We start from the raw sequence: 20,263 nt of genomic DNA on the forward strand, positions 1-20,263 counted from the left end.
GCGTATCATTGCAGAGATAATAAGAAGAGGACTTGCATTCTTTATTAAAATGTATGTATAATTAGTATAATTTAGAAAGGACGTGACGAAATGTACGACATTATTATTATTGGAAAAGGACCGGCGGGCATTTCTGCCGCATTATACACAGTGCGTGCAAACCTGAAAACACTGGTGGTGGGCTCGGGCATTGGGGGACTGGAAACCGCCGAAAAAATAGATAACTACTACGGCTTCCCCGATGGAATCAGCGGAAAAGAGCTACAACAGCGCGGTGTGGATCAGGTACAAGTTTTAGGTTGCGATGTTCTGGATGAAGAAGTTCTTTCTGTCGTGAAGCTTGATAGCTTTACAGTCAAAACAAATAGAGGCGAATATGAGGGTAAGCAAATTTTGCTTACCACCGGAAAATCACGCGTTAAAACAAAGATAAAAGGAATTGATGCATTTCTTGGCCGAGGCGTAAGCATGTGTGCCGTTTGCGATGGATTCTTTTACCGTGGGAAGCGCCTTGTTGTGCTGGGCAACGCAAATTACGCAATTGCCGAAACCGAAGAGTTAACCCGCTTTTCGCAGGATATTACCATTTGCACCAACGGCCGCAAGCCCGCATGGGAGGGTACTGTCCCAGAAGGTGTAAAGGTGGATACACGTACAGTTGCAGAAGTTTCCGGAGACGCAAAAGTTAGTCGTCTGGTATTTGAAGACGGAGAGATTTTTGAGCTGGACGGCATTTTTATTGCAGAGGGCACTGCTTCAGCAATTGACTTTGCGGCAAAAATGGGCATTCTAACGGAAGGCACTAATATTGTAGTGGATGAAAACTTTAAAACCAACGTGGATGGTGTGTTTGCGGCAGGCGATTGCATTGGTGGCTTTTTGCAAGTTTCGAAAGCGGTTTCAGACGGAGCTCTTGCTGCGCGTATGATGATCAAAGGCTCTCGAAAATAGGCATAAACATCTAATCTGTTACAGCAAGTTCACGGTTATGTGACAGTGTTTACATTTTTTTAATTGCAATAGCATGGCATTTATTGTAGAATTAGGGGTAGTTTAAATTGTAAAAAGAGGTACCCTGCTTTGTTTGGTTATATTAAACCCTTTAAACCGCAGATGCGAATTTGTGAATACGATACCTACAAGGCTGTTTACTGTGGGCTGTGCAAGCAGCTTGGCAGTTCTTACGGTTTAGCGGCGCGTTTCACACTTAGCTATGATTTTGCTTTTTTTTCGATTCTTTCTATGTCTTTACAGGAAGAATCCCCGCATTTTTGCAAAGAACGCTGTTTTGCCAACCCGTTGAAAAAAAAGTATTGCTGCCGTTTGAATGAATCATCATTGTTTAGCGCCTGCACCGCGATGATTTTGCTTTACTATAAGGTGGATGACAATTACCGAGACTCCAAGTTTTGGGGTAAGCTTCTTATGTTATTGGTGAAGCCTTTTGCGTCTTCTGCGCGTAAAAAGGCGATGCTGCAATATCCTCAGCTCGATGCGATTGTAGCGGAAATGATGCGGCAGCAATATGCCCTTGAGCAAGCCGGTTGCAGTTCTATTGATGAAGCGGCACAGCCGACTGCACTCAGCCTTGCAAAAATATGTGAGCTACTTGGTAAAGATGATTCACAGAAGCGCATATTAAATCGGTTTGGCTATCTGCTGGGGCGATGGGTTTATTTGATTGATGCTGTGGACGACCTTGAGGACGATATGAAATCCGGCAGCTACAATGCATTTGTATTGGAAAATCATCTCACCCCGCAAAGTGACCTTACAGAAATTCGCAGCGTTACTGTTGCAGCCCTAAACCAGACCGCAGCTGAGATAGCGAAGACGTACGAGCTTTTGGAATTGAAACGGTATAAACCGATTCTTGATAATGTGATTTATTTTGGATTAAAAAACTCTCTCCATTTGGTTGAGGAAAAAAGGAGCAACACGCATGACAGATCCTTATAAGGTACTGGGCGTCAGTCCAAATGCCTCGGATGATGAAGTGAAAACTGCCTATCGTGAGATGGCGCGGAAATATCACCCCGATAATTATGCGAATAACCCGCTGTCTGACCTCGCGTCTGAGAAGATGAAGGAAATTAACGAAGCTTATGATTCGATTACAGCTCAGCGTAAAAACGGTAATCGGTCTCAGAGCAGCTACGGGGGCAGCTATTCGGGTGGATACTCCTCCGGTTCACAGTTTGCCGATATCCGCAGAATGATTCAAAATGGGCGCACCGAAGACGCGGCAGAGGTGCTGGATGGTGTGCCAAGCGGCAGCCGTGACGCAGAATGGTATTTCTTAAAGGGCAGTGTTCTATACTCACGCGGCTGGCTCGATCAAGCCTACCGCCACATGTCGCAGGCTGTAAACATGGCACCCAACAATCCGGAGTACCGCGCTGCACTTAATCAGATGATGTGGCAGCGCAACAACGGAACCAATCAGCAAGGCCAATACCGCACAACCCCTACCGCGGCAGGCTGCAGCGGCTGCGATATGTGCACCTCGCTAATCTGTGCAGATTGCTGCTGCGAATGTATGGGCGGAGATTTAATCAGTTGCTGCTAAGATCCTACCGAACAACAAAGGAGTATCACGACAATGCTGAAAAAATCGAGTCAGGTGGCTCTTGGCGGCATGATTGCGGCTTTATGTGTTTTATTAATGCTAATGACGGGCATATTGCCCTTTTTGAGTTATGCGGTACCTGCAATGGCGGGTTTCTTAATGGTTGTTATGGTGATTGAATGCGGTACCAAATGGGCAGTTCTGGTTTATATTGCGGTATCCATCCTATCACTTTTGATTGCCCCCGATAAAACAGCGGCGTTTATCTTTGTGTTTTTTCTCGGCTTCTACCCCATTTTAAAAGGTACGCTTGAAAAGCTGAAATCGCGCATACTGGAATGGTCAACTAAAATGATACTGTTTAATGTTTGTATTGTGGCAGCGTACTTGCTTATGATTTATGTACTGAAAATGCCGGAGGTTATGACTGAAATGGGCGAGTTCGGAAAATATACCGGTGTTATTACCCTTGCACTGGGCAACTTTGTTTTTGTCGTGTTCGATATTTCGCTTACCCGTATTATTTCGGCCTATATTTTGTGGTTCCGCCCCAAATTTTTAAGACGATTCGGTTAATTTTTAAGCTCTCTCATAAACGGAGGGCTTAATTTATACAAGGACGTGGAGTTAACATGAGTGAAACAATTATTCAGAACATACAGTTCCTGTTAATAACAGCTGCATTATTGGCTATCATTTTTCTGCTGCTATGGCTGGTAGGGCGCAAAAAGAACAAGGAGTTCCTGGAGAACAAGGATGAGATTCTTGCAAACCACAAAGTTGGTGTACGTGATATTGTACTGCTGCCCGATGGCAGGCGCGTTACCATTACTGACATAATTGATGATGGTGCAAGCTTTACCGCTGAAACGTTGGTTGCGTTTGGAAAAAAACCGGATAAGCTGACACTGACCAAGGATGATATTATAAAGATTGAATACTACGCTTCATAAAAAAAGCTCCGAGATTATCTCGGAGCTTTTTGCATGGTGTTAGTTTTCTGCTAATATTTGAGCCTTGCAAAGTTGGTATCTGACGCAAAGTTCATAAAGTTGTAGAGCAGCAGAATATCATCAAATTCGTTTTGAGCCATAAACTCACTTATTTTAAACGGGATAGCACGCAGGTCAATAACAACAACCTCATCGTAGTTGTAGGTGAGGTACGGTACAAAGGAGTTGCCGTAGGAATCTTTAATGACGAGAATACGGCTGGTCTTGCCTGCAACACGGTGTTGGTTGTTATCGCTTTTGATTACGGTAACACCGTTGTTGCCGTACAAAAAACCAGCGTATTTATCACGTTTATTAAATTGGTCGAGGTTGTACAGCCCCGTTACAGGCACTTCGGTTTTATCCGCACCCTGGACCATAGTTTTGCCGTCAATCGTGACACTTGTTGTGGGAATATCCATATAGGTAATAACATCGGGAGACGCGTTGAACAGCTTGGTTTTAGAAAAATAAGTTCCATAGAAGCCCGGAACCTCAGTGCCCTTTAAACTGTCGTACGCAACGGGGGTCATCCCTTTGGAGCGCACAAAATCGCTGTAGGACAGATATGCCCCGTAGGTTGTCCAGTGGTGATCGGTCATGTAATAAATGTAGTTATCTTTATGAGCAAGCAGCGATTCTTTCAGCGAAAGAGTGGATACGTTTGGCGACTTTACCTGCGCATATAGATTGTCTATATACTCATACTGATCAATCAGATCCAGCCCATAGGGCAGCTTATCGGAGAGAATCATGTACGAATTGGGAATGATTGCAAAAGTGGCTGGAATATCGCTGTACGTCGAGAAAAACTCATTCACCAAAGCAATGTTCTTGGCAATGCGCTCATCATCGGTACGGTCGTATTTTTCAAACATATAATGGTCTTTACCGTATACAATGGAATTGTTCTCTTGCTTACCGATAAAGTATTCCGCTTTGGATTTGAGGTTAATCCAGCCGTCACGCAGAACAAATTGGTCGTTGATATAGGTTTCGTAGGTACTGGTAAACTTGCCGTTCATCAGCGTTTTAACACTGAAATCGGGGCGCAGCTGCAAGTAGCGGTTCTCCGTCTCAGAAAACTCCCGGCGGCTGATAAACATATCCACCACCGAAAACAGAAGAATAAACAGCGCAAAGAGGAGTACCAATGGATATTGTATTATTTTTTTCATATCGTTCTCCCCTTTCTAGAATCTAAAATACAAAAACGGATTGTAGGTAGCGTCTACAAGATAAGCGACCGATACAACCAAAATCAGAGCAAGTACACCAATGTTAACCCACTTAATGCCCTTTATCTTGTTATAGATCTTTTCTACCAACGGTGTCGACAATAGAATTGCGGCTACAATGGTAACAAGGTAACTGCGCAGGTAATAAACCCAATCACTGCCACCGTGGAACGCAAACAGCTTTTGCAGAAAAACACCCAGCTGCGAAAGATCGGTGATAGCGAACAACGCCCAACTGAGCAAAAGTAAAAATATGACATAGACATGCGGCCATATTTTGCCGCGTTCAAGGTATTTGAGCAGCCAAGCTTTTTCTAAAATGAGTAAAACCGCAAACATAATACCCCAGAATAAAAAGTTCCAATTGGCGCCATGCCAAAAACCGGTTGCCGCCCATACAATAAACAGGTTTAAATACATTCTCGCCTTACCCTTGCGGTTGCCACCCAGCGGAATGTAAAGATATTCGCGGAACCATGAGCCCAGTGTCATATGCCAGCGGCGCCAAAACTCGGTCATGCTACGAGAAATATACGGCAGATTGAAGTTTTGCGGAAAATCAAAGCCGAGCATTTTTCCAAGCCCGATTGCCATGAGGGAGTAGCCGCTGAAATCAAAATAAATCTGCAGCGAGAATGCCAGAATGCCAAGCCATGCAAGCGGCGTGGAAACATTGGCAAAGCCAAGGCGCTGAACCTCGTCCCACAAAGAGCCAATGTTGTTTGCAATCAGCACCTTTTTACCAAGGCCGAAAATGAACCATTTAACGCCCTCTTGTATCTGGCCAAGGTCTACCGTACGGGTTTTCAGTTCACGGTTAATATCGGTGTATTTCACAATAGGGCCTGCAATTAATTGAGGAAAAAGGCAAACAAACGCGCCAAAGTCAATAATATTGCTCTCTGCTTTTACATCGCCACGGTATACATCAATGGTATAGCTGAGTGTTTGGAACGTATAGAAGCTGATACCGAGCGGCAGAGTGAGCTTTAACAACTCAATAGAAAGACCCGTTGCAGCGTTAAAGTTTTCAATGAAGAAATTGGTGTATTTAAAGAACATCAGCATACCAATGTTAAACACGATAGAGAAAACGAGGCAAAGCCTGCATACCCATTGTTTATCACGATTGTGTTCGATACCCTGTGACGCAAAATAATCACACAAAATGGATGCAACCATAATCGGGAAATATTTTGGCTCTCCCCAAGAGTAAAATGCAAGGCTGAGCAGCAAAATTACAAGATTTTTAAACCTTCTGGGTGTAATGTAATAAAGTAAAAATGCTACCGGCATAAACCGAAACAAAAATAATATACTGCTGAAAACCATATTAGAATCCCCTGTCGTATCGTTTATTACAAGAAAAAGACCACTCGCTCGTGAGCTGCACGGCGAATAGTCTCCGTCCGAGGAGCCCAAAGAGGCACCTTTATTACTTTAGCAAATGTTGTCAAAAAAAGCAAGTATACGAAATTGAATTATTCGCTAAAGTAGCTGTTAATAATTTCCTCAGCACGCGCTACATCTTTTTCCGGCCCTTTTTCCGGGTTTCCAATCATAATAAGAAATACGTAGTTGCCTTTTACAATCACCTTACCCGCTTTAGCAACCTGCAAAGGCCCGGGAAGATATTGCTCAAAGGTTTGCTGTACCTGTGCACGGCGGTTTTCGAGGGCCTGCTTTACCTCTTCCACCTTACCCTCTTTCGCCTTTATCGCTACAAAGTTATCGGCAGAGGTCATTGTCATAGCAAAATCTCCCGCATATTCGTCCACAATAGCGGGGTCAATATTAAAGAGGTCTTTCAGTGTTGTTGCATCAAGCTTTGAGGGCATTTGAACATAGAAATCCCCAAATTCCTCTGCAACCTTATCCACAATATTTTGCAGGGTGGTATCCTTCTTTATGACAACTTGCTTTTTTGTGGTACAGCCCGACGCCACCGTCAGAAGCATGATAATTGCCAAAAACATTGCTACCGGTCTCTTCATTTAAGCTATCTCCTATCTCTTTATATCTGTATTCTTCTATGCAACAGAACTTACCGTAACTGATGCTATTATTTCCAAGATAGGAAGAATCTATACGAAATATAAAAACAGACAGCCAAAGCTGCCTGTTTTCTAATCGTATTATGATGCAATAAAATTGTTTAGGAACTCCTTGGTGCGTTGATTTTGAGGACTCGTAAAAATCTCCTCCGGTGTTCCCTCTTCGAGAATGGCACCGTCATCCATAAACAACACACGCGTTGCAACATCACGAGCAAACGCCATTTCATGCGTTACCACAATCATCGTCATTTTTTCTTTGGCGAGCTGCTTAATAACGCTGAGCACCTCGCCGGTAAGCTCAGGGTCGAGTGCTGAGGTAGGCTCATCGAACAGCATGATTTCAGGGCTGAGCATCATAGCCCGTGCAATTGCCACACGCTGCTGCTGCCCGCCCGATAGCTTTGCCGGCAGAACGTCGGCCTTTTCCAGCATTCCTACTTTTTTGAGCATTGTATCACAGAGTGCAGCGGTATCCACAGCACTTGCTTGCTTATTCATTAAGCCATAAGGCATTTCAAGGTTTTTACGTACTGTAAGGTGCGGAAATAAATTAAAGTTTTGAAATACCATGCCCATTTTTGAGGTGATCTCTTTCGTCTTTTCTTTTGAGGAGTACTTCCCGTCCTCGATGAGATATTCCCCATCAACAGAGACACTGCCGCCGCCAATGTGCTCCAAATCGATTAGGCAGCGTAGCATTGTACTTTTACCCGAGCCTGAGGAGCCGATAACCGCAATAACGTCGCCTTTTTCCACGTCAAAGCTGATATCCCTCAGTACCTTTAGCTTACCATAAGATTTCTTGAGATTACGCACAGAGATAAAAGACATCCTCTAGTCCTCCCTTTCAAAGTTGAATTTTACCTCAATCTTCTTGAATACATAGGTGAGAATCGAATTTAAGATCAAGAAGATAGCGCCTGCAATCGCATAATAAATAACATCGTTCTCACGGCTCACCGCCGTTTTGGCAAAGTGAATAATCTCGGTAACGCCAATGGTAAATACCAGAGCAGTATCCTTAATCAAGGTAACCGCTTCATTGCCGATGGAAGGCAATGCCACACGAATCATCTGGGGGCATACGACACGCAGCAAGGTTTGCGCTTTGGTCATACCCAAAACTTTTGCAGCTTCATACTGCCCTTTGTTTACCGCCAAAAGACCTCCACGGAAAATCTCGGCAAAGTAAGCCGCGTAATTGATGATAAACGTAACGCATGAAGCGGTGAAACGGCCCATTGCCAGTGCACTGCCGATACCGGGAATAAAAGGTAGCCCAAAATACACAAACATCAGTTGAAGCAGCAAAGGCGTTCCGCGAATCACATAAATAATTGCGTTCATCGCCCAACGCACAGGAGGCACCTTTGAGCGGGCTAGCAGCGTAAATAGAAAGCCCAGGGGTAAGGATGCCGCTATGGTGATTCCAAACAGCAAAAGTGTTGTTTGCGCGCCTTTGAGCAGGGTTAAGATTACAGTCATCATATGATCCGTCTTCTCCTTGCTATGTATTGATAAACTTCTTATTATACAGACAAAACCGGATTCATCATCCGGTTGTTTGCCTGTATATCGTAAATAAAATGCTAGGCTTATATTAGGGTTTTACCACAATCACCTGATTGTTGGCAAGATAGGGAGCTGTAATGAGCATAGATTCTTGTCTTTCAGGAGTGATGGTAAGAGCGTTCCAAACGCAGTCAATGTTGCCTGTTTCGAGTTCAAGCTCTTTGGATGCCCAATCGATTGGCTGTAAAACAACCTCGTAGCCAAGAATGGCGCCAACTTTTTTTGCAAGGTCAATATCAAAGCCGACAATCTCATTGATCTGATCGCGGAAGCCCATTGGAGGGAAACTGTCATCTAACCCAACAACAAGCTTTTTCCCTGTTGTATCGGGAACAATTGCTTCATCGGGTGCTTCAAAATTGCCTTTGAAAATGTCTTTTCCAAACCACTCGGTGGAAATCTTGGTGGTGGTTCCGTCGGCCTGCATTGCACCAAGGGCTGCAACTACTTTATTGTAAATTTCTGTGTTGCCTTTTTTAAAAGCGATTCCATATTCCTCTGCTGCAAGGGAATCATTGAGTACTTTAAAACTGGAAGGATCTTTTGCTGCATAGTAGTTTGCGACAACCTCATCTAAAATTACCGCATCTACACGCCCTGCCTTTAAATCGTTCAGTGCGGCGATATTATCGGGGAATTTAACAACCTCTTTTACCTTGGACGAAACCTCATCGCCTGCAAGTGCTGCTTCGGCAGAGGAATCTGTCTGCAATGCAACAATCTTGCCTTCAAGGTCGGCTTTGGTTACGATTCCATCCGCTGCGGGTTGTGTAGAGGAAGAATCGCCGGCCCCAGCAGAAGGCTGTACGGGGGCAGCAGATTCCGATGGCTGAGAATTGCAGCCTGCCATTAGGCTTATTGTCATAACTACTGCCATGAGGCAAAGTGAAAATTTTTTCATTTTGTTAATCTCCTTAAACGTAAAATAATCATCTAATTTGCTATGCTCCTATAATATCACTTTAGCGTGCTAATTAGCTAACGCGATAGCAGGCTAATATTTCAGATTAACAGTTGTATTCTTGTATTTTCACCCGATTGCTCGTTCTAGCACAATATTTCATATAATTTTTTAACAAAAAAGGCATGTACCAACGTACATGCCTTTTAGCTTATTTACAATAATTATTCGGCAGACTCTTCTGCAGCTTCAGCAGGAGCGTCAAGCAAAACTTTCATCGACAGGCTGACACGTTTTTTGTCTGCATCAATCTCTGTGATTTTAGCATCAACTTCGTTTCCTACAGCCAGAACATCGGCAACCTTGTCGACTCTGTCGTAAGAGATCTGAGAAATATGAATCAGACCGTCAACACCGGGGATAATTTGGGCGAATGCACCAAAGGTGGTGAGCGAAACAATCTTCGCTTTTACAACAGTGCCAACCGGGTAATCTCTCTTAATGATCTCCCAAGGGTTATCCTCGGTCTTTTTATAGCCCAGGCTAATCTTTTTATTCTCTTTGTCAATGTCTTTGACATAAACTTCGAGAATATCGCCAACCTTAACAACATCGGAAGGATGTTTGATTCTATTCCAGCTAAGCTCAGAAATATGAACCATACCGTCTACGCCGCCGAGATCAACAAATGCACCGTAAGAGGTAAGGGATTTAACTTCGCCCTTGTAGACTTTTCCGGTCTCAACATTTGCCCAGAACTCCTCAGCTGCTGCCTCTCTTGCTTTCAGGGCAACATCTTTAATGGAGCCGATAGCACGTTTTCTGCCACGCTCTTTTTTCAAATCGATAACCTTGAACTGCACTTTTTTCTTCAGCAAAGATTCAAGTTCTTCGTTGCGGGAAAGAGTTGCTTTGGAAGCGGGAACAAAAATTCTGGAACCAATGCAGGAAACGATAACGCCGCCTTTTACAACCTCAACAACGACACCGTCCAGCACTTCGCCGGTCTCAAATGCGTTTTCAATCTTCTCCATACCGGCAATCTGATCCAGACGCTTTTTGGAGAGCATAACGGTACCTTCAACGTCATTAACGCGAACAACCAGCAGCTCAATCTGGTCGCCTTTTTTTACAAGGTCTTCCAGCTTGGCATTGGGGTCATCTGTAAATTCAGCAAATGGAACATACCCGGCATGTTTTGTGCCGATATCAACCTGCAGCTCGTTTGGTGCAATACCAACTACGAGGCCTGTCTCCTTCTTCCCGTTATATGTACTTTTGAAGGATTGATCCAGCAATTCCTCAAAACTAATTTCTTCCTCTTGGTTCTTTAGAATCTCACTCATTGTTTTTTGTACCTCCTTAATTATACAAGCCGGAGTCGAAGCCCCAGCTGTAACACCAATATTGGTGGCCTGCGCAAAATCGTAATCGTACAACTCCTCCGCGCGTTCCACAAGAATAGATCTTGTGATATCACTGCAGATTTGATAAAGCTTTGCAGTATTGGAGCTTGTACGTCCGCCGACAACAATCATCAAATCAGATTTCTGGGCCAACTCAATCGCCTCTTGTTGCCGTTTCGCGGTAGCAATACATATTGTATCAAAAATTCTAAGATTTGTACACACTTTTTTTGCAGTTTCTACGCATTTTTGCCACTCTAACGTGTGAAATGTTGTTTGTGCTACCATTGAGCATGCATTTTCTGTTAACATTGACGATTTTTTGCAGATATCTAGAAATTCCTGGGCTGTTTTAAATATAAATACCGGTTCGCTACAATGCCCCTTGATGCCAAGCACCTCAGGATGAGATGCATCGCCTGCAATAAAAATAGTTCTTCCCTGTTCACTTTGTTCTTTCACTATTTGATGAATTTTTTTTACAAATGGGCAGGTTGCGTCCACATACATAAGGCCTCGTGCCTCAATCTCATCAAATACCGATTGCTCTACACCGTGTGAACGAATTACAACAGTTGCATCTTGCGGCAAATCGCTTACCTTATTTATTTTCGTAACTCCACTTTCAGCAAGCTGTTTTACAATCTGTGGGTTGTGGATAATGGGCCCCAAAGTGAAAACATTTTTGCTCTTACCTGCATATTCAAACGCAAGGTTGACTGCGCGGTCTACACCAAAGCAAAATCCGGCCGTTTTTGCCACTGTAATTTTCACAGGCTAATCCTCCAGCAATGCAGAAATTTCAGACATAATACGAGCAGTCGCCGCTTTGATGTCAGACGGCTTATTGTCTTCAATATGTAGCTCGCTGTTGGGAATTATTTTACCATAACGAACCACAATTTTTGAGCGAAACCGAACCGGCTCGGTAAATTTGATGCCCACTGGCAATACATCGCCGCCGGACTTGGATGCAATTACAGAAATCCCGGACTTACCTTTGAGCAGTTTGCCGTCCTTTGACCGTGTACCCTCGGGGAACATCGCGAGAATTCTACCGCTTTGCACAATATTGATGGCATAATCGATTGCACCGGTATCGCCTTTACCGCGTTCAACCGGAAAGGCCTCTAGCTTACGTACAAGAAAACCCAGCACCGGGATGCGGAATAGTTCTGCTTTTGCCATAAAATAAAGCTGCTTTTTTATTTTCCACGCAAGATAAACAGGATCCATATCGGTACGGTGATTGGAGCAAATAATATACCCGCCGCGGTCTGGAATGTTTTTGACACCCTCAAATTCTATTTTGTGCCATAACCACATGCATATACCAAGTAAACCTCTTCCAAATCGAAACAATAAGCTCATAAATAAATCTCCCAAATGCTTTCTACTACAGTTTTGCAAGCGCGCCTTCTACCACACGAATCAGCTGATCAATTGACTGCTGTTTGGTATTGCCGGTTGTATCTACCAAAATCGCATCCTCCGCCTGTTTTAACGGTGCGATAGCGCGGTGTGAGTCGTTATAATCGCGCTGCATTACATCTTTGAGCACTTCGTCAAAGTCTGCTTCCATCCCCCTGCGCTGCAGTTCGTGGTGACGCCTGCCCGCACGGTCCTCCGGCGTTGCTGTAAGAAAAATTTTCACCTGCGCATCGGGCAAAACCACAGTGCCAATATCTCTGCCATCCATAACTACATGGTTGGTCTTTGCAAGGTTTTGTTGCAGGTCAAATAGAAATGCACGAACTACAGGTAAAGCCGATACATTGGAGGCTGCCATTGACATCTCCGGAGTTCGGATGTAATCTGAAACATCTTCATTGTTTAAAAATACCCTCTGTTCTCCATCTACAAACTTTAGTGCAACATCGATATATGGTAAAAGGCGTGCAATATCATGTTCAGAGGTTGTATCTACCCCGTTTTGCAAAGCATAGTAACCTACCGCACGGTATAATGCCCCTGTATCTACATAGATATAGCCAAGCCGTTTTGCCAAAGCACGTGCTATGGTGCTTTTTCCTGCGCCCGCAGGACCATCTATCGCGACAGAAATCATACTGATAAAGCCTCCAAAAATAAATCTATGGTCTTATCCCCCGAATTCTCCGGCATGCGTACCCGCAAGTACCCCTGTTGAAAAGGCAATCTGGAGATTAAATCCGCCTGTGTAGGCATCAACATCCATCACTTCGCCCGCAAAGTATAAGCCCTTTACAAGCTTAGATTCCATCGTTTTAGGGTTGATTTCTTTTACATTTACCCCGCCGGATGTGATGATGGCTTCATTAATGGGGCGAAATGCGCACGGTGTAACACGCAGATGCTTGATAAGCTCTGCCAATGCCCTGCGCTGCTCCTTGGTAATTTGGTTTACCTTTTGCGCACCGTCAATGCCCGAAAGCTCAACCACCACCGGAATCATTTTGCGCGGCAACAGTTCCGAAAGGCTGTTGAGAAAATCCTTATTTAAGTTTTTAGCAAAATCGCGTAGCAAACGGGCATCCAGTTGTTCGACAGAAAGCGCGGGCTTTAAATCGATTTCAATCGTATAATCGCGCAGCTTTTCCTGCTTCATATGGCTGGTCGCACTTAAAATAAGCGGACCAGACACGCCGAAATGGGTAAAAAGCATTTCACCAAGTTCGTGGTAAAGTGCCTTTTCTTTTGCAGTATCGATAAGCGTGACGGTTACATTCTTGAGCGAAAGCCCCATCATCTCCTTGCACCATGGCTCGTTTGTGACGACAGGAATCAGTGAAGGTGTAGGCGTGACGATACTGTGCCCCGCCTGCTTTGCCAGTGTATAGCCATCGCCTGATGATCCGGTAGTGGGGTAGCTCAAACCACCCGTTGCAACAATAACGCTGCTACATGGTATGCTTGTGCCATCCTCCAGCTTTATGCCTGCAACTGCGCCATCTTTCATCAGCAAAGCTTTACAACGCCCCTCAAGCAGCTTTGCCCCGCTTACATGAATATGCTTCGCAAGTGCATCAACAATATCCACCGATTTATCGGATACCGGAAACACACGGTTGCCACGCTCAGTTTTAAGCCTAACGCCTAAATTTTCGAAAAAGGCGATGGTGTCCTGGGTAGAGAAGTTGTTGATCGCGCTATACAAAAACTTACCGTTCACCTTTACCGCATTGATAAAAGCATTGTTGTCGCAGTTATTCGTTACATTGCAGCGCCCTTTTCCGGTAATCATTATCTTACGGCCAATACGTGCATTGCGCTCTATAACAGCCGTGCTCAGACCCCGCTGCGCAGTAATGCCTGCAGCCATTGCACCTGCGGCACCTGCACCAATAACAACCACATCATATTTTTGTGACATCTATATCGTGAGTCCCCTCTATTTTTTCATAAACATTGTATTCATCCCAAATTTGCTCAAGACGAGAAAACGTCGCAGAAATTTCATTTTTCTTGCGCAGACCCACCGCAACAATCAGCGCATTGATTAAACTGAGCGGTGCTACAAGCGAGTCGACAAACGACGCCATGTCACTGCGTGCCAAAAGAACATTGTCCGATATTTCCGCAATGGGTGACTGTGAACTATCGGTAATCGCTATTACCTTAGCGCCGTTATCGGCTGCAAATTTTGCACCGTTAAAGGTTCTCTGTGAATAACGCGGAAAGGTGATACCAATGAATACATCCTCTTTACCAATGCGCAGAATCTGCTCAAACATCTCACTGGAGCTGTTGGTATTGATAAGACGTACGTCATCGAAAATGTGATTGAAATAAAAGTATAAAAAACGCGATAATGCGGACGAACTTCGAATACCGAGAATATAAATGGTTCTGGCAGCACAAAGCGCATCTACAGTGTCATTGAAATCATCTGATGACGATTCCTCCAGTGTTCTGCGAATATTCTCAATGTCCGAACTAAGTACTTTGGCAAGAACATCACCACCGCCAATTTGGTCGTTGGTTACCTCCATACGCTGTACAGCGGTCAGGCGGTTGCGTATCAGCTCCTGTAAGGCGCGCTGCAGCTGCGGGTAGCCCTCGTAGCCAACCTCCGATGCAAAGCGAACCACGGTGGATTCGCTGACGCCAACTGTATTGCCCAGCTTGGAAGCTGTCATAAAGGCTGCTTTATCATAATGGTTGATGATGTAGTCAGCAATGATCTTTTGTCCTTTGGAAAAACTGGCCATCATACCACTGATGAGATTAATTAAGTCTTTATTCAAAATGAATCACCTCTCCTTTTATTCTATCCTGTATTCCTGCAAAAATCAAGCAAAACAGTAAAATAAGGCTTGTATCATGCAGGATTTCAAAATCATCCTGCAAAAAAGCAGACTTACCTTAACGGAAGCCTGCTTTTCGTCTGTTTTTATTAAGATAAATAATCGATGATACCGTCACCAATAGCATTTGCCATGTTAAACATGCCGCGTCTGCTTGCCATATCATCAAATTCTTTCGGGTTCGTGATGAAGCCCATCTCTACTAAAACCGATGGCGCACAGCTGTTAAGCGTGACACGGAAGTTGCTGAACTTCACTCCGCGGGATGCCCTGCCCGTTTCGGTAAGCATATGCGAAAGCAATGTGTTACCAAAGGCTTTTGCATTGCCTTCATAGTAGTAAATTTCTATCCCGTTGGGTTTGAGCCCGTTTTGATTGGTGCCAATGCTGTTGCAGTGCAGTGAGATGAAGAAATCTGCTTTGTTGCTGTAAGCCGGCATCATTCGTTCGACATAATCGGATTTATTTTTTGCTGTAACTCCACTGCCCTCAAGCAGAACCTCTGCCCCCAGAGATTCCAAACGTTTTTTTACAGCGATTGCGGTATTTGCCGTAATGTTACTCTCGCTAATTCCGGAGCCGTTCATAATACCCAGTGCACCGGGGTCGCTTCCGCCATGGCCTGCATCTATTGCCACCAGCACACCTGCTAAGGGCTTGCTGCTGTTACCCGAAAGCGTGGGTTTGTACTTGCAGTAAAGCGTTGTAACGCTATCCTTGTATTCAATAACGTAACCCCACAGGGTTCGGTTGGTATCGCGGTTGAATGTGATTGTGGTGTCACCGTTTTCTTCCGACACTGAAGCACCGGTAAACAGCTTGCTTTCGTCTGTAGACACACTGTCAATCCCAGTAGTGTGGTGCAGTGTAATGGTGAGTGTATCACTGCCGCGCGAGGTTGTAACGACCGGCTGTGCCGTACCGCTGAATATAAAACGTTCACCATACGCCGTGCCCTTGTACGAAACCCCCGAAACCTTGTTGCTGCTGGCTCCCGCGGTAAGGGGCTCTGTGGTATTCTTGAGTATCCAGCCGCCCATACCAAGCTGATACATTGTAGAGTTTGAGCCGACAACATAGTCGGTTGCACCGATTTTGGCTGTAGTGATGAACTTGCTGCTGGTGTTGCCCTCGGCAAAAATGCTGGAGGACGGATCGGTTACCTGCACCAAAAGCGTTTCACCGCCTGCAAAAAGCTGACCGCCAGAGGTGTAGGTTTTATTCGCACCATTATAGGACAAGGTATATTTTACATGACCCAGATTGGTGGTTTTTCCAAAGGAAGGAACTGTATAGGAAGCTTTGAACGTGGCCGGAATACCGGTTTGTGCGGCAGCTACCTGACGCATGGGGTAACTGGTACCGTTTACGGTGGCTGTTACACTTGCGCCCGCGGGTGCAATGCACTGTAAGGTTACCTCAGTGCCTGCAAGCTCGCCTGTGTTGCATGACGGATACATAGAGGAAACGTTATTGATGGTTGCCAAGTCGCTTCCGTAACCGCTGCCCTGTGTGATGGTAATGGACTTAGCCACACCTGTATCCTGTGTGAAATCGAAGGTGTTATCACCGGAATTCAAAGATACATAAACACCGAAGCTGCCGCTTTTACCGCGATTTGCTACAATCTCTCCATTTATGTAAAGATTATAATCCGGGTTTGAGTTACCGGTAATATAATATGCGGTAGCGCTTGTTTTAACATTTTTACTTGGGCGTGTGATGTTAAGATTTTGCGGTACCCAAGTAGAAACATGACTTGTAATGTAATCAAAATCATTGTAGCCGGAAGCCGCATACGCCGGAATTGACAATCCACCTACTGCGAGACAAGCCGCCGTTAAAATCGCAGCTGTTTTGGTTACGACCTTGCTCATTTAAATTCTCCTTCACAGTTTAATCGCATAGAAACAGTCTACACATAACACGATAATATTACCATATAATTCGACAAAATTATACCTTATATTTGTAAACTTTCATAAATTAAAAAGACCTGCAGCATCTGCAGATCTTTTTATAATTGCTATTTCATTTTTGTAGCAGCTCTTTGCTCGAAACGCTCTTTGTCTACGATGAACCGGGTATGTGTTCCCTCTCCGATAATACCGGCCTCATCAAACGCTGAAACTGCAAGATCAATTTTTTTACCATCAACCGCGACTATTTTGGCAGTAGCAGAAACCTTCATGCCAATTGGAGTAGCCGCCACATGGCTTGTTGAAATGGATGCGCCAACCGAGGTTTGACCCTCCTCTAAAAATGGTTTCAGACACTGCACCGCGGCACCCTCCATCAACGCAATCATCATGGGGGTAGCGAATACATTTACATCTCCGCTGCCAACGTTTGCTGCAATTTTATCCTCGGTCACCAACCATTCCAGCGTATATTCAGCATTTATCATATCCATATCTTGTAACCTCCTGTATTGATATCATATCTGATTATACAGGTAAAGGTTTGATAAATCAATGTCAATCCGCGGCAACTTTGCATTCTTCTTTACAAAAAACAATTTTGGTATCGTAGTCGCAAAGCAATTCATCACCCTCGCAAATTTTTCCGCTTAGAATCTCTTCCGCAAGAAGATCCTCCACCATGCTTTGAACCGCACGCTTGAGTGGCCGGGCACCGTATTTGCTGTCGAAGCCAACCTGAACCAGATGATGCAAAAGATTATCGGAAAACCGGATGCCGATGCCACGTTTTTCCAAACGCTTTTTTACTATTTCAAGCAGATTGACCGCAATTTTTTCGATTTCCTGCTGTGTTAAGCGGTGGAATACAATTATTTCATCAATACGATTCAAAAACTCGGGGCGAAACGCCTTTTTGAGCTCTGACATTACCTGTGTTTTGATGGACGAATCGCTTGGAATGCGGGAATCCTGGCTGAAACCGAGCATTTGTTTTTCCGTGATGAGCTGTGCACCGATGTTCGAAGTCATGATGATGACGCAGTTTTTGAAGTTCACCGTTCTGCCCTGTGCATCATTTAATATTCCATCATCAAGAATTTGCAGCATGATATTGAACACATCATAATGTGCTTTTTCAATCTCATCGAACAGCAGCACCGAATAAGGCTTGCGCCGTACTTTTTCGGTAAGCTGTCCCCCATCGTCGTAGCCGATATACCCCGGCGGAGAACCAATTAGGCGCGATACCGTATGTTTTTCCATAAACTCAGACATATCCACCCGAATCATAGAGCGCTCATCTGCAAACAGCGCTTCCGAAAGTGCCTTGCAAAGCTCGGTTTTGCCCACACCGGTAGGCCCCAGAAAAAGAAAAGAACCGATGGGGCGATTTGGGTCACCGAGCCCTACCCTGTTTCTTCGAATGGCGCGTGAAATCGATTCGACTGCTTCATTTTGTCCAATCACACGCTGGTGCAAGCGCTGCTCTAACTGCAGCAGTCGTTCTGACTGTTCCTCGGTAACACGGCTGACGTTGATTCCTGTTTGAAAAGCGACAACCTCGGCAACATCCTCCGCATCGACCTTATCCAGTATTCCACTGCCGACAAGTGTGTTTTCCTGTGGAAGCTTTTCTTTAAGCTTCATCTCACAATCGCGTAGTTTAGCCGCACGTTCAAAGTCCTGCGCTAAAATAGCATCTTCTTTTTGGCGGGAAAGTACGAGCAGCTGATTTTCCATATCCGCAGTACGCTCCGGCCGTGTGAATGCATTCAGCTTTACAAGTGAGGAGGACTCATCTAAAAGATCAATTGCCTTGTCGGGCAAAAATTTTTCGGTAAGATACCGCACGGAATAATTGACCGCAGCGTTGATTGCTTCATCTGTAATTTTAATGCGGTGATGATCTTCATATTTGCCCCTAAGGCCCTGCAAAATGCTGATAGTGTCTTCTGGGGTGGGCTCGGGAACCATAACACTTTGGAATCGTCTTGCAAGGGCACTGTCTTTTTCAATGTGGCGACGATATTCCTCTATCGTAGTCGCACCGATTACTTGGAGCTCTCCCCTTGCCAGCTGTGGCTTTAATATGTTTGCTGCATCAATTGCGCCTTCAGCAGAACCTGCACCGATGATGGTGTGCAGTTCATCGATAAACAGCACTACATTACCGGCTTCATTCACTTCGTTGAGGCAGCTTCGAAGGCGTTCTTCAAATTCACCCCGAAACTTGGTGCCTGCAATCATGCTGGTAAGATCAATGGAAATCACTCTTTTTCCTAAGAGGCTTTCGGGAACATCGCCTTTGATAACCCTCTGTGCCAAGCCCTCTACAATAGCGGTTTTCCCCACACCTGCTTCCCCGATGAGACAAGGGTTGTTCTTTGTACGGCGGGTAAGGATTTGAATCATGCGCAGCACCTCTTTTTCTCTGCCAATCAGAGGATCAAGTGTATTATCACGCGCTGCCTGTGTCAAATCTTTGCTAAACTTATCCAAGTTTTGAGTTTTGGCATTTGGCGCTTTTCCGTTTTTCGCCGGGGGCCTACGAGCTGCTTTCCAATAGATGGAATCTGCTATTTCGCTGCCAATTCCTTCAATTACTTCTTTATAGGCGGAATCACAGTCGTAACCCAGACTGGATAGAAACCGCACTGCATAGCAATCAGGCTCTTTGAGCACCGCCATGAGAATGTGTTCGGTGCCAACAATAGATTGTGACAGGATTTTTGCTTCACTGGAAGCCATCTCTAAAATGTGCTTGCACCGCGGGGTAAAATCGCTTGGTGTAAGATTGGATTTAATACCCTTGCCAACCGCTTGAATCAGCTTAGTTTTTACAATCTCTTCCGTAATGCCCCGCTTGGCGAGCACTGTATATGCTACGCCGCTGCCCTCTTTAAGCAGACCAAGCAACAAATGCTCGCTGCCGATGTAGGTGTGCCCAAGTGACGCGGCCTGTAGCAGCGCCAGATTAACCGCATTATTTGCCTTTGGTGTAAAGTTATTAAACTTAAAGCTCATGTTCTTCCCCCTGCTTGCTCTGTTTTCGCCAAATTCAAAGCAACGATTGTTGCCTGTAAAAATACCACTACTCTATACATATGCTGCCTCTTTTAATATTTACCTATTTAAGTGCTTTATTCCAGAATATTAAGCGAAGATTTTTAAGCTGTTGTAACACCTTTTTTACAGCTGGCATAGTATGTGATGAAATCAAATTTAGGAGGAATTTTCTTATGTCAAACGGTTTCTTTGGTAACAATAGCTGCTGCTGGATACTTATTCTTATCGTAATCTTCTTCTGCTGCTGCGGCAAT

20 protein-coding genes are annotated in these 20,263 nt (G+C 44.6%); 5 read left to right on the forward strand and 15 right to left on the reverse strand.

The genetic code is table 11. The features are described from left to right. The first annotated feature begins 90 nt into the window (after positions 1-90). The 5 genes from RTV33_RS04010 (at position 91) to RTV33_RS04030 (ending at position 3,522) form a co-directional block, all read left to right on the forward strand. Positions 91-951: an FAD-dependent oxidoreductase gene (locus RTV33_RS04010; RefSeq protein WP_312641801.1), complete on the forward strand. Its 861-nt coding sequence runs from the start codon at positions 91-93 to the stop codon at positions 949-951. Positions 952-1,080: 129 nt separating this feature from the next. Next, positions 1,081-1,959 (forward strand): DUF5685 family protein, encoded by an 879-nt coding sequence (locus RTV33_RS04015; protein WP_312641804.1) that lies wholly within the window; start codon positions 1,081-1,083, stop codon positions 1,957-1,959. Continuing rightward, entirely contained in the window at positions 1,943-2,569 is a 627-nt protein-coding gene (locus RTV33_RS04020; protein ID WP_312641806.1) for a J domain-containing protein, read from the forward strand. Before RTV33_RS04015 ends, RTV33_RS04020 begins: the two co-directional genes overlap by 17 nt. A gap of 33 nt (positions 2,570-2,602) precedes the next feature. After that, positions 2,603-3,145, forward strand: a complete 543-nt coding sequence (locus RTV33_RS04025; protein WP_312641807.1) for a hypothetical protein — start codon at positions 2,603-2,605, stop codon at positions 3,143-3,145. Between the two features lie 56 nt (positions 3,146-3,201). Continuing rightward, positions 3,202-3,522, forward strand: a complete 321-nt coding sequence (locus RTV33_RS04030) for a hypothetical protein (protein ID WP_312641810.1) — start codon at positions 3,202-3,204, stop codon at positions 3,520-3,522. Between the two features lie 50 nt (positions 3,523-3,572). On the opposite strand, the gene RTV33_RS04035 is transcribed toward RTV33_RS04030, so the two are convergent. From RTV33_RS04035 to RTV33_RS04105, 15 genes are all read right to left on the reverse strand, one after another. Then, a complete protein-coding gene (locus RTV33_RS04035) occupies positions 3,573-4,739 on the reverse strand; it encodes a DHHW family protein (RefSeq protein ID WP_312641812.1) in 1,167 nt (388 codons plus the stop codon). Between the two features lie 15 nt (positions 4,740-4,754). Next, positions 4,755-6,131 (reverse strand): MBOAT family O-acyltransferase, encoded by a 1,377-nt coding sequence (locus tag RTV33_RS04040; protein ID WP_312641813.1) that lies wholly within the window; start codon positions 6,129-6,131, stop codon positions 4,755-4,757. A 149-nt stretch (positions 6,132-6,280) separates the two neighbouring features. Continuing rightward, on the reverse strand, positions 6,281-6,793 hold the full coding sequence (locus RTV33_RS04045) for a DUF4358 domain-containing protein (RefSeq protein WP_312641814.1): 513 nt from the start codon (positions 6,791-6,793) through the stop codon (positions 6,281-6,283). A gap of 141 nt (positions 6,794-6,934) precedes the next feature. Beyond that, complete coding sequence (locus tag RTV33_RS04050) at positions 6,935-7,687, reverse strand: amino acid ABC transporter ATP-binding protein (protein ID WP_312641816.1); 753 nt, start codon at positions 7,685-7,687, stop codon at positions 6,935-6,937. Between the two features lie 3 nt (positions 7,688-7,690). After that, on the reverse strand, positions 7,691-8,344 hold the full coding sequence (locus tag RTV33_RS04055; protein ID WP_312641818.1) for an amino acid ABC transporter permease: 654 nt from the start codon (positions 8,342-8,344) through the stop codon (positions 7,691-7,693). 112 nt (positions 8,345-8,456) lie between these two features. After that, positions 8,457-9,329 carry a transporter substrate-binding domain-containing protein gene (locus RTV33_RS04060; protein ID WP_312641821.1) on the reverse strand — a complete coding sequence of 291 codons (873 nt, stop codon included), beginning with the start codon at positions 9,327-9,329 and terminating at the stop codon, positions 8,457-8,459. A gap of 224 nt (positions 9,330-9,553) precedes the next feature. After that, on the reverse strand, positions 9,554-11,509 hold the full coding sequence (locus RTV33_RS04065) for a bifunctional 4-hydroxy-3-methylbut-2-enyl diphosphate reductase/30S ribosomal protein S1 (RefSeq protein ID WP_312641822.1): 1,956 nt from the start codon (positions 11,507-11,509) through the stop codon (positions 9,554-9,556). Between the two features lie 3 nt (positions 11,510-11,512). Further along, a complete protein-coding gene (locus RTV33_RS04070; protein ID WP_312641824.1) occupies positions 11,513-12,106 on the reverse strand; it encodes a lysophospholipid acyltransferase family protein in 594 nt (197 codons plus the stop codon). 25 nt (positions 12,107-12,131) lie between these two features. Beyond that, positions 12,132-12,803: a (d)CMP kinase gene (cmk, locus tag RTV33_RS04075; RefSeq protein WP_312641826.1), complete on the reverse strand. Its 672-nt coding sequence runs from the start codon at positions 12,801-12,803 to the stop codon at positions 12,132-12,134. 33 nt (positions 12,804-12,836) lie between these two features. Continuing rightward, positions 12,837-14,087 (reverse strand): NAD(P)/FAD-dependent oxidoreductase, encoded by a 1,251-nt coding sequence (locus RTV33_RS04080; RefSeq protein ID WP_312641828.1) that lies wholly within the window; start codon positions 14,085-14,087, stop codon positions 12,837-12,839. Further along, positions 14,071-14,961, reverse strand: a complete 891-nt coding sequence (locus tag RTV33_RS04085; protein WP_312641830.1) for a MurR/RpiR family transcriptional regulator — start codon at positions 14,959-14,961, stop codon at positions 14,071-14,073. The genes RTV33_RS04080 and RTV33_RS04085 overlap by 17 nt, the downstream gene beginning before the upstream one ends. Positions 14,962-15,110: 149 nt before the next feature. After that, positions 15,111-16,898 carry an N-acetylmuramoyl-L-alanine amidase gene (locus tag RTV33_RS04090; RefSeq protein ID WP_312641832.1) on the reverse strand — a complete coding sequence of 596 codons (1,788 nt, stop codon included), beginning with the start codon at positions 16,896-16,898 and terminating at the stop codon, positions 15,111-15,113. Positions 16,899-17,047: 149 nt separating this feature from the next. Further along, entirely contained in the window at positions 17,048-17,434 is a 387-nt protein-coding gene (locus tag RTV33_RS04095) for a thioesterase family protein (RefSeq protein WP_312641834.1), read from the reverse strand. 64 nt (positions 17,435-17,498) lie between these two features. Next, complete coding sequence (locus tag RTV33_RS04100; protein WP_312641836.1) at positions 17,499-19,967, reverse strand: ATP-dependent Clp protease ATP-binding subunit; 2,469 nt, start codon at positions 19,965-19,967, stop codon at positions 17,499-17,501. Between the two features lie 103 nt (positions 19,968-20,070). Beyond that, positions 20,071-20,263: hypothetical protein (locus tag RTV33_RS04105; protein WP_312641838.1), on the reverse strand; the 193-nt coding region annotated here is incomplete at its 5' end.

Origin of the sequence: Hydrogenoanaerobacterium sp., assembly GCF_032017025.1 — a bacterium.
In the GTDB taxonomy this organism is placed as follows: Bacteria; Bacillota; Clostridia; order Oscillospirales; family Ruminococcaceae; genus Hydrogenoanaerobacterium.

What these genes read in the sequence shown, in the direction of transcription:
- RTV33_RS04070 (WP_312641824.1), bottom strand. Translation starts at nt 12,106, where the DNA reads ATGAGCTTATTGTTTCGATTTGGAAGAGGTTTACTTGGTATATGCATG.
- RTV33_RS04030 (WP_312641810.1), top strand. Translation starts at nt 3,202, where the DNA reads ATGAGTGAAACAATTATTCAGAACATACAGTTCCTGTTAATAACAGCT.
- RTV33_RS04050 (WP_312641816.1), bottom strand. Translation starts at nt 7,687, where the DNA reads ATGTCTTTTATCTCTGTGCGTAATCTCAAGAAATCTTATGGTAAGCTA.
- RTV33_RS04090 (WP_312641832.1), bottom strand. Translation starts at nt 16,898, where the DNA reads ATGAGCAAGGTCGTAACCAAAACAGCTGCGATTTTAACGGCGGCTTGT.
- RTV33_RS04095 (WP_312641834.1), bottom strand. Translation starts at nt 17,434, where the DNA reads ATGGATATGATAAATGCTGAATATACGCTGGAATGGTTGGTGACCGAG.
- RTV33_RS04040 (WP_312641813.1), bottom strand. Translation starts at nt 6,131, where the DNA reads ATGGTTTTCAGCAGTATATTATTTTTGTTTCGGTTTATGCCGGTAGCA.
- RTV33_RS04080 (WP_312641828.1), bottom strand. Translation starts at nt 14,087, where the DNA reads ATGTCACAAAAATATGATGTGGTTGTTATTGGTGCAGGTGCCGCAGGT.
- RTV33_RS04035 (WP_312641812.1), bottom strand. Translation starts at nt 4,739, where the DNA reads ATGAAAAAAATAATACAATATCCATTGGTACTCCTCTTTGCGCTGTTT.
- RTV33_RS04055 (WP_312641818.1), bottom strand. Translation starts at nt 8,344, where the DNA reads ATGATGACTGTAATCTTAACCCTGCTCAAAGGCGCGCAAACAACACTT.
- RTV33_RS04010 (WP_312641801.1), top strand. Translation starts at nt 91, where the DNA reads ATGTACGACATTATTATTATTGGAAAAGGACCGGCGGGCATTTCTGCC.
- RTV33_RS04060 (WP_312641821.1), bottom strand. Translation starts at nt 9,329, where the DNA reads ATGAAAAAATTTTCACTTTGCCTCATGGCAGTAGTTATGACAATAAGC.
- RTV33_RS04100 (WP_312641836.1), bottom strand. Translation starts at nt 19,967, where the DNA reads ATGAGCTTTAAGTTTAATAACTTTACACCAAAGGCAAATAATGCGGTT.
- RTV33_RS04020 (WP_312641806.1), top strand. Translation starts at nt 1,943, where the DNA reads ATGACAGATCCTTATAAGGTACTGGGCGTCAGTCCAAATGCCTCGGAT.
- cmk (WP_312641826.1), bottom strand. Translation starts at nt 12,803, where the DNA reads ATGATTTCTGTCGCGATAGATGGTCCTGCGGGCGCAGGAAAAAGCACC.
- RTV33_RS04045 (WP_312641814.1), bottom strand. Translation starts at nt 6,793, where the DNA reads ATGAAGAGACCGGTAGCAATGTTTTTGGCAATTATCATGCTTCTGACG.
- RTV33_RS04025 (WP_312641807.1), top strand. Translation starts at nt 2,603, where the DNA reads ATGCTGAAAAAATCGAGTCAGGTGGCTCTTGGCGGCATGATTGCGGCT.